The following is a 14175-nucleotide window of genomic DNA, read 5'->3' as shown; positions in this document are numbered from 1 at the left end:
CGAATGTGATAGATACAAGCTGCGCGTGATCTTGTGGGAAGGAGGATTCAGCACGATGCGACAATTGCTAGCTGTTCTTATTCTCATCGCTGCCGTTCAATTCAGTTTCCCCGTTTTCTCGGCAGAGTTGCTCATGCTCGAACAGCCTGGCTGCCCTTGGTGCGCGCGCTTCAACGAGGAGATCGCGCCGACCTGGCCGCGAACGAAGGAAGGGCAGCGCGCGCCGTTACGCCGTGTGGATATAACCGAGCCATGGCCGGACGATCTTTCCAATATTCGTCGCGAGATTTTGACGCCGACTTTCGTCTTGATCGATGATGGCGAGGAAATCGCGCGGCTGCGCGGCTATCCCGGCGATGAATTTTTCTGGTTCCGGATCGGCGAGATGCTTGACCAGCTACCTCCGCCGGGTCAGCCGACTGAAACTGACTAAGGATGGGCTACCGCTTCGAACGGCATTGCGCGAAATGGGCCAAATACGCAATCGCTGTTCCTGACGCTTTGAAAACGAGCAGATACGCTCTCCTGCAACTTGCAGGAGAGCGTCATGGATTTCGTTCCGCTAATCGATACGGTCGGTGAACCAGCCACAGCGGCAATCATAGGTCTTGGCCTCGGCGCAGTATTTGGTATCGCACTGGAGCGGAGCGGCTTTTGCACGCGCTCGGCGGCCATCGAATTGTTTCGTAACACCAAAGGCCGTGCGCTGCCTATTTGGCTAATCGGTTTCGCGCTCTGCGTCGCTCTCGTTCAGGCGATGATCTGGTTTGGCGTCATCAATGTCGGCGAGTCCCGGTTCTTTGCCACCCCGCAAAGCCTGTCAGGTGCAATTGTTGGCGGGGCGCTGTTCGGGATCGGCATGGCGCTTGCCCGCGGCTGCGCATCGCGCCTGGTTGTATTGGGAGCGACTGGCAATTTACGGGCCATCTTCACTATTCTGGTAATCGCCGGGACCGCCTGGGCGACATTTCAGGGTCCGCTCGTGCCATTGCGCGACGCCATTGGGAGCTTGTTGAGTTCGGCAGCGCTGGGCGGCAACGATATCTCTGCACTGAGCGGGTTGGGCGATGCCTTCGGTCCCGTCTTTTCCTTGGCGCTCATTGTCGCAGCGGCGGCATTGGCGGTACGTCGTCGCCTTTCGCCGGCCTACGCCTTGGGCGGTGCCGTTGCAGGCGCGACGGTCGCATTTGGTTGGTACGCGACGTATCAATTTTCCGGGCAAGTCTTCGATCCGGTTCAGCCGGAGAGCCTTTCCTACATGCGGCCGCTGGCGAACACGCTGAATTTTCTCGGAGGCGGTGGCGCTGTCGACGCGCTTTCGACAGATGTTGGAATTATCGCCGGCACGATAGCCGGTGCATTTCTGAGCGCTCTCGCTTTCCGCAATTTCCGTATTCAAACCTTTGCAGAGACAGGCGTGCCGTCGATCTGGCGGTATGCGGCCGGTGGCGTTCTGATGGGCTTCGGCGGTATTCTCGCGGTGGGATGCACAATCGGCGCGGGCTTCACCGGAGGATCGGTGCTGGCGGCAACAGCCTTGGTCGGCCTGGCGATGATGATACTCTTCGCCGGTCTGACCGATCTTGTCTTAGGCAGCTTCGACAAGCGCGCTGCCAGCCGAAAGCCCGCGCAGCTCCAGCCAGCCGAATAGGCCGAACCTTCTTCCTCGAACTGAAGAAAAGGGCGTCATCGACGCCCTTTTTCGCTTTCTATGTGCCGAAAATGTCTTTCGTGATCGCCTCGTACCAAGCCACCGACTCTTCATAATTGGCTGCGCGGATAGCGGGTTCTTCGCCGGTCTGACTGATAAAACTCGCTGTCGAAGTTATCTTGCCGTCGTTCGGCTCATATTGCGCGCCGACCTTCACATCGTTCTGGGTTGCGATCAGGCTCCAGCAAGTATTGGCATAGCGAGCTGGAAATTTTCGCGCGTCGGTCAGATCGGCCAGGATCGCATTCGCGGCGACTTTGGCTTGGCTGTTGGCCGAAAAGCCGCTCTTTGGCATGTCGCCGGCTATGGAAGCGTCGCCGATGACGAAGATGTTCTCATCCATCGTTGAGCGCATACTCTCGGCATCGATAGGGCAGTAACCGCTATCATCGGTAAGGCCTGCTGCCGATGCGATTTCACCGGCCTTTTGCGCCGGCACGATGTTCAGAAGCGCCCCCTGGAACGTGTCGAAATCCGTCTCGACGGTCCCGGCTTTTGCATCGACATTCTTGATGCCACCATGGATGTCCGGGCCGATCCATTCGATCATACCCGGATATTCCTTCTCCCAGCCTTCAGAAAACAAACCCTGCTTAGAAAATTTCGGCTTGGGATCCAGAATGATGATCTTCGCTTCCGTAAAACCCTTTTCTTTGAGCACATGAGCCATCATCGATACCCGCTCGTATGGTCCGGGCGGACAGCGATAGGGGTTAGGCGGCGGGACCATGACAATCTGGTCGCCATCTTTGAGGGCGTCGAGCTTTTCTTTCAGTAGTTTGGTTTGTGGCCCGGCCTTCCATGCGTGCGGCGCAATCTCCACGTCCGCTTCGGTATAACCTGGGACGGAATCGTAGATCAGATCGATGCCCGGCGCGACGACCAGCATGTCATAAGCATGCGTCGATCCATCGGCGAGCTGAACCGTCCTGGCTGTCTTATCTATCCCGGTGGCAGTACCGGTGACTTTCTTGACGCCCAGCCGGGTCAGCGCATCCCAATTATGGGTAATGCTCTCAAAACTGCGCAAGCCGCCGATATAAAGGTTGGAGAAAAAGCAGGTGGTGTATTCCTCATCTTGATCGATGAGGGTGATCTCCAACGCATCGCCAGCATCACGCGCCAATTGGTGGGCGATCGTCCCACCACCCGCTCCGCCGCCAATAATGACGACTTTTGGCTTTTCGCCGTTTTGCGCAAATGAGAAGGACGGTAGCGCCACGTTTGCCAGCGCGGTCGCGCCAAGCAATGTGAATTGTCTTCTGGTCAGCTTTGCCATGCGATATCCTCCCGTTTCCGAACCAATCTAGCAGGAACCTAAGGAGACTGGCAGGCGCTTATTGTCCCTGTTCTGAGTACCAAGCGGCAAGAGACGCAATTTCCTCGTCGCCCTTCGTCGCCATTGCCGTCGTCATGACCGGATTTTCCCGATAGCCAGTTCGATATTCCACCATGGCTCGGATCAAATCCTCACGACGCCAACCCGCGATGGATGGAATGGGCGAGTCCTTTGCAGTTCCCGCGGGTGCGTGGCACGCGACGCATTCTCCCGAAAGATATTCGCCGTAGTCCGTATCGCCTTCAATCTGGATTATCGTCTCGACAGCCCTCTCGACCTCTTCATAGCTGGGATTGGTCTCCGCCATGGCGGCGGTGCCAAGGAGCATGGGCGCGATGAAACAAAACGAATGGGCCAGACGATGCAGTGAATGGCTCTTAGTCAATCGCACCTTCTCCCAGTTCGTCCTGCTCGTCACTATCGGCATTGTCGGGGGTCACGTCCAGCACCCGGGCACGCATGGTGATTTCTGCCGGCCCTTCCTTGCAATCCTTCATGCACAATTCGGCCTGCGCATTCTCCGCATTCTGCGGCTCGCTCTGGCGGTCGTCAGGCTTGAAGCCATCATGGTTCGGCAGATCGATTCCGCTGAAATTCTTGCTATTCAACTCGAAGTCGTCTTTCACCAGATCGTTCAGATAGAGCAGATAGGCCGTCACGGCATAGGTTTCGTCGTCGGTCAGCGAACGCGCGTCCCCAAAGGGCATGGCACGGTGAACGTAGTCGTAAACCGTTGAAAGATAAGGCCAATAAGAGCCGATCGTCTTTTCCGGACGTTCATCGGTCAGTGTTCCCTGACCGCCCGCCAGAACCGGCCAGCGGCCTTCGCCTTCACCAAACGCACCGTGACAGGACGCGCAACGTTCGTCATAAATCCCTTCGCCTTCCGCCACCGTACCGGACCCCTCTGGCAATCCCTTGCCATCGGGGCGAACATCGATGTCCCAAGCCGCGATTTCATCTTCAAGGGCAGGGCGGCCGATATTCATGGGGCCACCGCTTGGCGGGGGAGGCGCCATCGCCACGTCCTGACCAGCCGCCTCTTCGTCACCAGCCGATGCATCGACGCTCTCGCCTGCTCCATCCGCAATTTCAGCTTTCGGCGCGGCGGCTACATCTTCACCCGCGCCAGTCTGCTGCTGTTTTTTTGTCTCTTCCGCCATTTCGGCTTCAGAAGCATTGGCCTCCGGCTCGGCTTCCGCCATTCCCGGATTCGATTGTATCGCCCCGTCTGCATTCGCCTGCTCAGGTTTGGCGGCGCTGCCATCATCCGCAAATTGCCGCAGATAGGCGATAATGTCGGCGATTTCCTTATCCTTCTTGAGGCCGGCAAAGGCCATTTTCGTACCCTTCACCTTCTTACGTGGCGCTGCAAGAAATTCGCTCAAATGCTCTTCTGTCCATGCCAGGCCGTTTTTTCCGGCCTCGGTCATCGCCTTGGAATAGCGGAAGCCCTCAACCGCCGCTGCTTTCCGCTCTACCACACCATTTAAAGTGGGGCCGGATTTGTTCTTCGCGCCTGGACCGACTGCATGACATGCAGAGCAGCGCTTGAAAATCTTCTCGCCATTTGCCGCGTCCTGAGCGGAGGCAGGCTGGGCTACGAGGACCAGACCGCCGAGAAAGCCAACGGCAATGAGTGGCCTAAGAAACTTCGACATTTTCTGTCACTCCATCTTGGCGGACATGCCAGGTCTGGATGCCATTGTTGTGATAGATCGAATTCTCACCACGCTCCGCGCGGAGCTGATCCTTCGTCGGCTGGACGTTGCCTGCCTCGTCGATGGCTCTGGATTGAAGAAAGAGTTCGGCGCCGTCCCAGTCGAAATCGTGATAGAAACGGTAGACGCCCTTCGATGTGCCGCCCTCAAGGCGCGCTTCCGACCAGTTGCGGCCGCCGTCGATGGAGACATCGACTTTCGCAATCCGCCCATGGCCGCTCCAGGCCAACCCGGTGGCAACAGTTCGCCCTTTGCTGTGAGTCAGCGGCGCCTGCGGCGAAGGGTTGGTTACGACGCTTTTGACGTCCATCACCCAGGTGTGACGGCGGGCGACGCCGTTCGCCAGCAGATCGGTATATTTGCTGGTTTCCTCGCGCTGCGCCCATGGCTTATCGCCGAGTTCAAGCCGGCGTAGCCACTTGATCCACATATTACCTTCCCAGCCCGGCACGACGAGCCGAACCGGATAACCCTGCTCTGGTCTGAGCGCTTCGCCATTCATCTTGAAGGCGATCAGACAGTCATCCATGACCTTCTCGATCGGGATGGAACGGGTCATTGCCGCCGCGTCAGCACCTTCGGCCAAAAGCCATTTGGCATCGGCCTTGACGCCGGCTTCCTCCAATATGAAACGAAGCGGGATGCCGGTATATTCGACATTATGGATCATGCCGTGCGTGAACTGGCAGCCATTGAGCTGCGCGCCACGCCACTCCATACCGGAATTTGCAGCGCATTCGAGGAAGTAGACACGATTTTCGCGAGGAAAACGTTTGAGATCATCCATCGTGAAGACGAGGGGCCGGTCGACCAATCCGTGGATCATCAGACGATGATCGGCGGGGTTAATTACCGCGACGCCGCCATGGTGCCGCTCGAAGCAGAGACCACTTGGGGTAATCGTCCCATCGAGCGCATAAAGCGGCGTGAAATTGACAGATGACGTGGCATCGGCCGTTAGCCAAGGAACGTTGCGGCGTACAATGTCCGCTTCGAACTGGCTCGGAGACCCATAAGGCGACGCGTCGACGCCGTCTCCGAGATATCGGTTCCAATCCTGAATCTCGGTAATTTTCGGATCTGGCTGCGCGGCTTTCACACCGCTTGCAACGGCCAGTGTGCCGCCCGCAGCGGTCAGACCGGCTTTCAAAAACTGTCGACGCGCGTTCGGTATGCGACCGCGCGCTTTAGCGGACTCCACCATCGGCTCCTCCCGATACTTAAAGTATTCGAATATGAATATGTATCAACCGAGCCGGCTTGTCCACCTGATTTCAGCGACAGACAGGTTTAGATGCCGACAACCTTTACGACATCGGCTCCGGATGCGGTCACTGTCTGCTTTCGGGCGATATAGTTTTCCATGACATCCCAAATTGCAGGGCCCTCGACGTCTTCGTTGACCGAAGCCCAGCCTGCCACGACATAGTTCTTCTCCAGTTCGATGGGTTCGCCGGTCGCGGTCATGGTCATGTCTGAAATGCGGTTGCCGATCGTTTCTTTCGGCGCGCAGGTATAAGCCATGCCGCCAACGCGAACCATGTCGCCTCCCTGCTGGAAATAGGGATCTGTGTTGAAGAGATTGTCGCAGACGTCTTCCATGATCTCCTTGATCTGCTGGCCGGTGAACTCCAGCCGATAGACAGAAGGGTAGGTCATCGATGTCTGGTTATGCAGGTCGTCGATTGTTATGTCCTGACCGGGAAGCAGAGTCGCGCCCCAGCGGAAGCCGGGTGAGAAGGCCAGTTGCGCGTCGCGTTCTTCGATCATTCCCTGACAGATCACATCGTCCCATGTGCCGTTGAAATTACCCCGCCGGTACAGAAGCTCGTCGGCCTGCCCGATAACGCGATTGAGTTCGCTCTCATAAGGTGTGCGGATTTCGTCGATCTTCGCGCTCATGGCCGGATCGGGCGCGATCACATCGGAGAAGACTGGAATTGTCCTAGACTGGTGTGCCGTGACCTTACCATCCTTGATCTCCAGATCGACGCGGCCGACAAATTTGCCATGACTGCCCGATGCGAGGAGCAGCGTCTTTCCGATCTCGATAGCGCGCGGTATGGCGTCATGCGTGTGACCGGTCAGGATGACATCGATACCAGGGACGTCACGCGCCAGTTTCTGATCGACATCAAAGCCGTTATGCGACAGCAGGATCACAACCTCAGCGCCATCGGCACGCGCCTTCTCAACCTGCGCGGAAATGACTTCAGGCCGAATGCCAAAGCTCCAGTTCGGGATCATCCAGCGCGGATTGGCGATAGGCGTGTAGGGCATGGACTGGCCGATTACCGCGACCTTGTGGCCTGCCACTTCCTGCATCATGGCGGCTTCGAAGACGGGTTCGTCCCAGGTGGTGTCGAAGACGTTGGCCGAAAGGAAGGGGTAATCCAGCGCGTCGATCAGTTCGAGCACGCGGTCCTCGCCATAGGTGAACTCCCAATGGCCGACCATTGCATCCGGCTTCAGCAGCGCCATGGCGTCAACCATGTCCTGTCCCTTGGTCTGCAGGGAGGTGTAACTGCCTTGCCACGTGTCGCCGCCGTCAAGCAGCAGAACATTGCCATCGCCCCGTTCGGCGCGAACCGCATTTACGACCGTTGCGATCCTGTCGAGCCCACCCATCCGGCCATAGGTTTTGGCAAGGTTCACATAGTCGACCATCGTATGGGCATAGGCGAGGGCGCTGCCCGGCGTCAGATCGAAGTGCTTCAGGAACGCTTCGCCGACGAGGTGAGGAGGCACGCCTTCGAACATGCCGACACCGATATTCTCACTTGGTGGCCGGAAATAGATGGGCTTGAGCTGGGCGTGAATGTCGGTGACGTGAAGGATGGTGAGATCGCCGGTTGCGTCGAAGGCAAGCAGATCGTCCTGTGTCAGCTGCTGTTGCGCAGCTAGACGCGTGACGTTGGAGGAAAAGCCTATCGTGCCGGCGGCAACCGCCGTCCATTGCAAAAACTCGCGACGGGTGAACATGGCGATCCTTCCCGGCGGTGCTCTTCTCGCCGCCGACTGACAATGTCATATGTGACGAAAAACGAACCGGCCGCTTTGCAGCCGGCTCGCGCAACTTACTGACGAACCGCGGGTGTCTCGACCGAAAGGCCGGAGCCGCGCCAGGTCACATAGGTCTCCAGCGCCATCAGATCGTCGGAAAAGGCTTTCGGAAATTCGGCGCGTGTATCGCGGATGCAGCCACGGAAACGGTTATGGACCGAGACCAGCGCGCTCTGCTTCAGACGATAGGTGGGAAAGCCGTTGACCTGACCCTGCGACAGATGATCCGCGCGGATCATATTGCCGCTGTGGTCCTCGTGACAGTTCGAGCAGGAGAGGTTCAACTGGCCCGTCCGGGTGTAGTACATCTCCTTGCCCTGATCCCACCATTTCTGCATTTCGCCCTCGCTCAGATCGAGCTTGACGGGCATGCCGAGAGACTGGTGCTTGATGAAGGCTGTCAGCGCCTTCTGCTGAGGCGCGTCGAACTTGTAAGGCTCCGCGCCCATGTTCTCTTCGCGACACTTATCGATCTGCAACTCGATATTGATCGGCCGTTTGGAGTCCGCGTCCCATTTCGGGTACGACGCGCCAACGCCTTTCATGTCCTCTTCGGGATTGGCGTGGCAGGATTCGCAGGATTTGCCGGCCGAACCCTCGACCACAGACCAGAGTTCCGCTCCCTGTTCGACACCGAACATTCCTGGGTTCTCGAAGCTGTCCTCTTCCAGCGCGCGTGTCTCCGGCTCACGATAAAGCCAGCCGGAATAGAGCGTGTCGAAGGGGTGGCCTTCCGGCGCGGCCGCTGTGACGGCTATTTTCTCGCCGTCGATGGAAAGCTCTGCTTCTGCCGGATCGCCATAAGCCGTTACAAGCATGGCGGGACTGGAGAACAGCGCCAGCACCGATGCTGCCAGGATCACCTTTGTCTTCACCGTTTCGTCCTCCCTTTCGATCCGGCTGGCGCTCTCTGCGCCATCATGAACATTCGGTTGCGTACCGGCTTACGCCACTTCGATGGCCTCTTCGGTCTCGTAGACCGATCCATCATCGTCTTCCCATTTGAAGTGAAATGTCCCGCTCTCCGGCACCTTCACGGAAAACTCGAAATATGGGTTCGACGAGATGGCTGGCTCGATATCGGCTTCGAATACAGGCTTTTCGTTGAACGTGACCGTGAATTTGTTGATGATCTGGCGGGGGATGACCTCGCCATTCTTGTCCTTGCGCTGACCCGATTCCATTTCGTGGCTGATCAGTGTCTTAACGGTGATCACTTCACCAGCGCTTGCCGATTTCGGCAGTTTGACACGGGGCTTGGAAGCCATGTCCTGTACCTCCTGAAAACTGTTCTCGGTGGCGGGGCCTCGTCAGCCGCCGCAACCGCCGATTGTGACCTTGACCGGCGCCTTTGCCATATGGACGTCGCCATTGGCCATCTTCGCCACGGCAACCACGTCCTGTGTTTTGGCCAGCCGCATGCGTGTTTCTGCCACGGCCTCACCGGACAGTTCCGTGAACTTGAACGTCACGACATCCGGGTTGGGGTTGCCATCTGCGAGGATCATGATCTCTTCGACCATATCATCGCCTTCCATGGCGCTATCGACCGAAACGCCGACAGGAACCGAGTTGCCGTTTTCGGCGATCTCCGGCGTATTGAGCGTCAGCTTGCCACCGGTCTGCGGCTCCTTGCCGCCGGCAAATTCCCTGACCTTCGCCATTGCATCTTCGGGCGTTGCGTTGGCGATACCGACCGGAAGGCCGATAGCGGCCACGGTGGTGGCGGCGCCAACGATGCCCAGTACGCTACGTCTATTCATTTCCATCGGGTGAACCTCCTTCACCATCTCATTCCTTCAGTGTCTGCAAATAAGCGACCACGTCCTCGACCTGCTGGGCGGACAGGATCGTCTTGCCTACCAGGTCCTCACGGACATGCTTGCCCACGTCCAGCGTGTAGAAACCTGGCATGATCGTACCGTCGTATAAGGCCTTCTTGGGATTGACCACGATGGCGCGTAACATATCGGGCTCGTAACGGTCGCCGACACCATCCAGCGAAGGCCCGACATTGCCTTGGAACGGTGCATCGAGAGTGCTGACCTGATGGCAGGCCACACAATTGCCGAGCTTGCGATCGGTCAGCACCTTCTGACCGGCCTCAGCCGATCCAGCCTGTGCGGCGACCGGCGTTTCAATTCCCCCGCTGTCGCTGAACGCCACAGCCTCCGGCTTTACATCCTGAGCCATTGCGGAACCTGCAAGGGCCACCGCTCCAAATCCGGATGCCACAATCAGGGCGCGAAGTGTCGATGTCATGCGGCTCCTCCCTGCCATTTCCGCCCTCCCAAGCGGCTTTCATCATACGCTAGCCAAATGCCATACCGCTGGCAAGGACAAATAGTCATATGGATATATAATGATTTATTCATTGGGGATAGCACCGGCCTTTCGAGCCTCTTCAATCTTGCGAGCGTGGTATTTCTGAAAATGCTCTTCCCCCTCATAGCCCTTTTCATTCACCCATTTGAACATATCGAGAAAGGTGAACTTACCGAATGCACCCGGCATGGATGCAACCGCCGCTTTTGATGCCGGCATGGATTCGTCAGGAACCTCGTCGGGCATGAAAAGGATCGTCGGCGTATAGAGCAAACCCCATTTCCGGGCGGCACTCTTCTCTGTCAGCGATTCGCCATCCAGATCAGTCACCTCCTCGTCGCCGAACATATTGTACTGAACGACCTTGAAATTCTCGTTGATATAATCGCGCACCTCGGGATCGCTCAGCAGTTCTTCATGCATACGCTTGCAATAGATGCAGCCGCGCTGTTCGAAAACAAGCGCGAGACGCTTCCCTTCTGCCTTGGCATCTTCAATGTCTTCGGCAACGTCACGGAAGGTGACGGCGAACCAATCCTGCTTGTGTAAACCGTCCGGCCCGATTTCAGCACGGACGCCAAATGTCAGCACGGCGGCGGCCAATCCCGCCAGTGCGATTTTCAATACGTGTCGCATAATGGGTCTCCTCAACCGATGGACATGAAGAAGTCGGGGAAGGCGTCGAGCATCCATTGCGCAATAGCGCTCATGGAGCCAGTCATGAACAGGATACCCGTGATGATCAGCAGAACGCCTACGGCGATCTCGACGGCACGCATGTGTTTCTTCAGTCGACTGGATAATTCGATAAAGCGCGCGACGAATATGCCGGCCAATATGAAGGGAGTGCCGATCCCGAGCGAGTAGGCTGCGAGAAGTCCAGCGCCGCGTCCGGCCGACCCTTCCGCGCCGGCGACCATGAGAATCGACGCCAGAACCGGGCCCACGCACGGCGTCCAGCCAAATGCGAATGCGAGACCCATCACGTATGCTCCGACCAGACCCGCAGGTTTCGAACGGACATCGATCCTCGCTTCGCGATATAGAAAAGCGATACGAAACACGCCCAGAAAGTGCAGGCCCATAATCAGGATCAGCGCGCCGGCAATGATCGAGAAGATATCGAAATACTGGACGAGCGTCTGACCGAGAAGACTGGCGCTGGCGCCAAGCGCAACGAAAACCGTGGTAAAACCCAAAACGAAGGCGACGGACGAAAAAGCAATGCTGCGGGTCTTGGCTGAATCCAGCGTGTCGCTGCGCATATCGCCGAAGCTTACGCCCGCCATCCAGGCCAGATACGGCGGGACGATCGGTAAAACGCAAGGTGAGATGAAGGACAGAAGCCCCGCAAGAAGTGCCGCTGGATAGCTTACGTCCAACACAGAATTGCTCCCCATTCCGTACGGCCCGGCCAGAGAATAGCCAAACCGTTCGGGAAACATGCGCTGGTTCCTATGTTTTGGCAATGCTGGTACAAGAGACAGGCAGATGTCATATGTAGATTTCTGTGGCACCCGCATTAATCACAACGGCTTTTGAGAATGTCTCTTCCGAACGTCACGCTAGAAACAACTGATGACGAGAGGGCGGAATATGTACGCCGCGCACGAATCGCCAGCGATCTTCTGAAGGCGCTGTCGCACGAAACGCGGCTGCTGTTGCTCTGCCTGATGCACGAGCGGGAACGAAGTGTGTCGGAACTGGAAGATCTGCTCTGCATGCCGCAAGCGACGGTTTCGCAACACCTGGCACGATTGCGTTATGACCGCCTGGTTACGACGCGGCGTGAAGGCCGAATGATTTATTACTCGATTGTCGACAGCGATATCGCCGACCTCGTTGCACAGATTTATCAGACTTTCTGTTCTCCAGAACGGGTGGCCCGAACCTAGCCTGCACATTTCCGCAGCTTGGAAGGCACTTTCCTTTCTGGGCGGTTTCAGTCAAATTCGGACGGCATGCACGGGAGGGAGGTCCGTCATGACCGAGACAGCATGGCTGTTACCATTATCCGGTGTCGGTGTCGGCATCGTCATGGGTTTTGTCGCCCGCCGCTATCACTTCTGTACGCTCGGCGCTTTCGAACGTTGCTGGTACGCTGGCGACAGCACGCGGCTCCGCAGCTGGGTTCTGGTTGCGCTCGTGGCCGCCATGTTGACTCAGCTCGCGCAGTTCTTCGGTTTCGTTGACGGTAGCCGAACTTTTTACGCTACCCATCCTCTCAATCTTCTTGGAGTGACGCTCGGCGGGCTGATGTTCGGCATTGGAATGGCACTGGTCGGCACATGCGGGTTTGGCGCATTGATAAGACTGGGTGGGGGCAGTTTGCGCGCCGCGGTCGCTCTGACGGGGATCGCTTTGTCAGCGCTTGCGGCGCAGCGGGGAATAACAGCGCAGGGCCGCGTCGCCATGACCGAACCTTTTGATATGGTGATTTCCACCGAACACGGATCCACGCTGGCCGGGCTGCTCGAATCTTTCGGCCTTTCAATTCTGACGATACCGACGATGCTCGTCGTCTTTCTGACGATCGGCTACTGGATCTTTCGTGATGCCGGGTTTCGCGCCGACCGCGAGAGAATTGGGGTTGGGCTGGTGCTGGGCATCTGCGTGGCGCTCGGTTGGCTGATAACCTCATACTTCGCTTCCATCGCCTTTTTCCCGGTTCAACTGGAGGCGGCCAATTTCGTCGGCCCCGTCGGCGATGCGCTTTTCCAAATCGTCGTAACGACCGGTGCGATGCCAGATTATGCGGTGGGCCTCGTTATGGGCGTCGTACTTGGCGCGGCGGTTGCTGCTTGGACGGCTGACGATATCCGTTGGGAGGCTTGCGACGATGCGCGCGAATTATCGCGTCACATCTTCGGCTCGTTCCTCATGGGCACGGGCGGGATCATGGCGCTCGGCTGTACCATTGGACAGGTCGTGTCTGCCGCCTCGGTCTTTGCGCTTTCGGCACCGCTCGCCTTTGCATCCATGGCGCTCGGTGCGCGTATCGGACTTTCTCTGCTGCTGGAGGGCAGCCCGCTGGCGTTTCTTCGGCGGAGCACGCAGCCTGCGGAATAAAGCCGCTATCCGGCAGGATCGGTAACGAAAACGTACGCGCCGTCGCCGGCGTTCTCCGCATGACCGAAGCCAGGGTGCGGCAGATGAAACCCGATCAGCGCAATATCGTCGGATACGAGCCGGTCGAGCAGCATTTTCCTCGTCGCAATGCCCTTTTGAGGGTCCGTGTCGCTGCCGCTTTCCCATTCGGGATGGGCGAATGAAATGATCGGATGGGTCAAAGCATCGCCGCCGATCAAGACCGGCCGGTCACCGCCATGGACCACAAAGGAGATATGGCCAGGCGTATGGCCGGATGTATCCATCGCCTCGATGCCAGCCACGATCTCGGCACCAGGTTGAAAAAGAGAGATTTGCTCTTCGATCAACGGCATACGGTTTTGCGCGCCGACGACGAAAGTTTTGCGCGCTTCCGGCGTCTTCTCCAACGTATCTTCTGCCGACCAATACGCCCACTCCGCTTCGCTCATATGATAGGCGGCGTCAGGAAAGAGCAGGTCGCCAAAATCATCGGTCAGGCCCCAGAAATGATCGGGATGGGCGTGTGTGAATACGACATCGGTGACGTCTTGTGGATCGATGCCGGCTTCTTCGAGGGCATTGGGGAGTTCGCCCGCGCTCGGCATGAAATTCGGTCCCGAGCCGACATCGAAAAGAATCAATTTATCGCCGCGCCGCAAAAGCGTCACATTGCAGTCCGGCGTCAACGCCTCAGGTGCTTCTTCGACCATCAATGCGGTAGCGATTTCGGCTTCCGGCCGTCCCGGAAGAACGAATGAGAGGGGCAGGGTGAGATTGCCGTCCGACAGCATGAGCAACTCGCCATCGCCGACGCCGTGGCGGCCGAGTGCGAAGGATGAGCCACCCAAGAGCATGGATGACCCGAGCGCTGCCATGCCAGTCAGGATGTCTCGTCGATTGGGAACCATCATCGTCATCACCTTTCC

The 14175-nt window shown here is 57.8% G+C and carries 16 protein-coding genes; 4 read left to right on the top strand and 12 right to left on the bottom strand.

What is annotated here, in order from left to right:
• Nucleotides 1-55 precede the first annotated feature (55 nt).
• Both NIM86_RS15495 and NIM86_RS15490 read left to right on the top strand, forming a co-directional pair.
• Entirely contained in the window at nt 56-433 is a 378-nt protein-coding gene (locus tag NIM86_RS15495; RefSeq protein ID WP_253383441.1) for a transcriptional regulator, read from the top strand.
• A gap of 114 nt (nt 434-547) precedes the next feature.
• On the top strand, nt 548-1651 hold the full coding sequence (locus NIM86_RS15490) for a YeeE/YedE family protein (protein WP_253383440.1): 1104 nt from the start codon (nt 548-550) through the stop codon (nt 1649-1651).
• Nucleotides 1652-1709: 58 nt separating this feature from the next.
• Here NIM86_RS15490 and NIM86_RS15485 read toward each other — a convergent pair whose 3' ends face one another.
• The 11 genes from NIM86_RS15485 to NIM86_RS15435 all read right to left on the bottom strand — a co-directional run bounded on the left by NIM86_RS15485 (nt 1710) and on the right by NIM86_RS15435 (nt 11544).
• Entirely contained in the window at nt 1710-2990 is a 1281-nt protein-coding gene (locus NIM86_RS15485; protein WP_253383438.1) for an NAD(P)/FAD-dependent oxidoreductase, read from the bottom strand.
• Nucleotides 2991-3048: 58 nt separating this feature from the next.
• The gene (locus tag NIM86_RS15480; protein ID WP_253383437.1) at nt 3049-3435 is read right to left on the bottom strand and encodes a hypothetical protein; all 387 of its coding nucleotides are present in this window, start codon (nt 3433-3435) and stop codon (nt 3049-3051) included.
• Nucleotides 3428-4711, bottom strand: coding sequence for a c-type cytochrome (locus NIM86_RS15475; RefSeq protein WP_253383436.1), 1284 nt, complete (start codon nt 4709-4711; stop codon nt 3428-3430). The genes NIM86_RS15480 and NIM86_RS15475 overlap by 8 nt, the downstream gene beginning before the upstream one ends.
• Nucleotides 4695-5975 carry a sulfite dehydrogenase gene (gene soxC / locus NIM86_RS15470; protein ID WP_253383435.1) on the bottom strand — a complete coding sequence of 427 codons (1281 nt, stop codon included), beginning with the start codon at nt 5973-5975 and terminating at the stop codon, nt 4695-4697. The genes NIM86_RS15475 and soxC overlap by 17 nt, the downstream gene beginning before the upstream one ends.
• Before the next feature lie 86 nt (nt 5976-6061).
• Nucleotides 6062-7753: a thiosulfohydrolase SoxB gene (gene soxB, locus NIM86_RS15465; RefSeq protein WP_253383434.1), complete on the bottom strand. Its 1692-nt coding sequence runs from the start codon at nt 7751-7753 to the stop codon at nt 6062-6064.
• 95 nt (nt 7754-7848) lie between these two features.
• Nucleotides 7849-8652 carry a sulfur oxidation c-type cytochrome SoxA gene (gene soxA / locus NIM86_RS15460; RefSeq protein ID WP_253383499.1) on the bottom strand — a complete coding sequence of 268 codons (804 nt, stop codon included), beginning with the start codon at nt 8650-8652 and terminating at the stop codon, nt 7849-7851.
• Between the two features lie 126 nt (nt 8653-8778).
• Nucleotides 8779-9102: a thiosulfate oxidation carrier complex protein SoxZ gene (gene soxZ / locus NIM86_RS15455; protein WP_253383432.1), complete on the bottom strand. Its 324-nt coding sequence runs from the start codon at nt 9100-9102 to the stop codon at nt 8779-8781.
• A 42-nt stretch (nt 9103-9144) separates the two neighbouring features.
• Complete coding sequence (gene soxY, locus NIM86_RS15450; RefSeq protein ID WP_253383431.1) at nt 9145-9603, bottom strand: thiosulfate oxidation carrier protein SoxY; 459 nt, start codon at nt 9601-9603, stop codon at nt 9145-9147.
• Nucleotides 9604-9625: 22 nt separating this feature from the next.
• Nucleotides 9626-10096 (bottom strand): sulfur oxidation c-type cytochrome SoxX, encoded by a 471-nt coding sequence (soxX, locus tag NIM86_RS15445; protein WP_253383430.1) that lies wholly within the window; start codon nt 10094-10096, stop codon nt 9626-9628.
• 105 nt (nt 10097-10201) lie between these two features.
• Nucleotides 10202-10795 carry a thioredoxin family protein gene (locus tag NIM86_RS15440; protein ID WP_253383429.1) on the bottom strand — a complete coding sequence of 198 codons (594 nt, stop codon included), beginning with the start codon at nt 10793-10795 and terminating at the stop codon, nt 10202-10204.
• 11 nt (nt 10796-10806) lie between these two features.
• Nucleotides 10807-11544 (bottom strand): cytochrome c biogenesis protein CcdA, encoded by a 738-nt coding sequence (locus NIM86_RS15435; RefSeq protein WP_253383428.1) that lies wholly within the window; start codon nt 11542-11544, stop codon nt 10807-10809.
• A 159-nt stretch (nt 11545-11703) separates the two neighbouring features.
• Between NIM86_RS15435 and NIM86_RS15430 the strand changes: the two genes are divergently transcribed.
• Both NIM86_RS15430 and NIM86_RS15425 read left to right on the top strand, forming a co-directional pair.
• A complete protein-coding gene (locus NIM86_RS15430; RefSeq protein ID WP_253383427.1) occupies nt 11704-12054 on the top strand; it encodes a helix-turn-helix transcriptional regulator in 351 nt (116 codons plus the stop codon).
• A gap of 88 nt (nt 12055-12142) precedes the next feature.
• Entirely contained in the window at nt 12143-13228 is a 1086-nt protein-coding gene (locus NIM86_RS15425) for a YeeE/YedE family protein (protein WP_253383426.1), read from the top strand.
• A gap of 5 nt (nt 13229-13233) precedes the next feature.
• Here the strand turns inward: NIM86_RS15425 and NIM86_RS15420 are convergent, their stop codons facing one another.
• Entirely contained in the window at nt 13234-14166 is a 933-nt protein-coding gene (locus tag NIM86_RS15420) for an MBL fold metallo-hydrolase (protein ID WP_253383425.1), read from the bottom strand.
• Nucleotides 14167-14175 lie beyond the last annotated feature (9 nt).

The organism is Notoacmeibacter sp. MSK16QG-6 (assembly GCF_024158145.1).
GTDB lineage: Bacteria > Pseudomonadota > Alphaproteobacteria > Rhizobiales > Rhizobiaceae > Notoacmeibacter.
Note: the sequence above shows the minus strand (reverse complement) of the source record. Positions and strands in the feature narration are given on the sequence as shown.

Coding starts and splice junctions, on each gene's coding strand:
- NIM86_RS15420 (WP_253383425.1), bottom strand. CDS start 14,166: ATGACGATGATGGTTCCCAATCGACGAGACATCCTGACTGGCATGGCA.
- soxX (WP_253383430.1), bottom strand. CDS start 10,096: ATGACATCGACACTTCGCGCCCTGATTGTGGCATCCGGATTTGGAGCG.
- NIM86_RS15430 (WP_253383427.1), top strand. CDS start 11,704: ATGTCTCTTCCGAACGTCACGCTAGAAACAACTGATGACGAGAGGGCG.
- NIM86_RS15490 (WP_253383440.1), top strand. CDS start 548: ATGGATTTCGTTCCGCTAATCGATACGGTCGGTGAACCAGCCACAGCG.
- soxY (WP_253383431.1), bottom strand. CDS start 9,603: ATGGAAATGAATAGACGTAGCGTACTGGGCATCGTTGGCGCCGCCACC.
- soxB (WP_253383434.1), bottom strand. CDS start 7,753: ATGTTCACCCGTCGCGAGTTTTTGCAATGGACGGCGGTTGCCGCCGGC.
- soxA (WP_253383499.1), bottom strand. CDS start 8,652: ATGCTTGTAACGGCTTATGGCGATCCGGCAGAAGCAGAGCTTTCCATC.
- soxZ (WP_253383432.1), bottom strand. CDS start 9,102: ATGGCTTCCAAGCCCCGTGTCAAACTGCCGAAATCGGCAAGCGCTGGT.
- NIM86_RS15440 (WP_253383429.1), bottom strand. CDS start 10,795: ATGCGACACGTATTGAAAATCGCACTGGCGGGATTGGCCGCCGCCGTG.
- NIM86_RS15495 (WP_253383441.1), top strand. CDS start 56: ATGCGACAATTGCTAGCTGTTCTTATTCTCATCGCTGCCGTTCAATTC.
- NIM86_RS15475 (WP_253383436.1), bottom strand. CDS start 4,711: ATGTCGAAGTTTCTTAGGCCACTCATTGCCGTTGGCTTTCTCGGCGGT.
- NIM86_RS15425 (WP_253383426.1), top strand. CDS start 12,143: ATGACCGAGACAGCATGGCTGTTACCATTATCCGGTGTCGGTGTCGGC.
- NIM86_RS15485 (WP_253383438.1), bottom strand. CDS start 2,990: ATGGCAAAGCTGACCAGAAGACAATTCACATTGCTTGGCGCGACCGCG.
- soxC (WP_253383435.1), bottom strand. CDS start 5,975: ATGGTGGAGTCCGCTAAAGCGCGCGGTCGCATACCGAACGCGCGTCGA.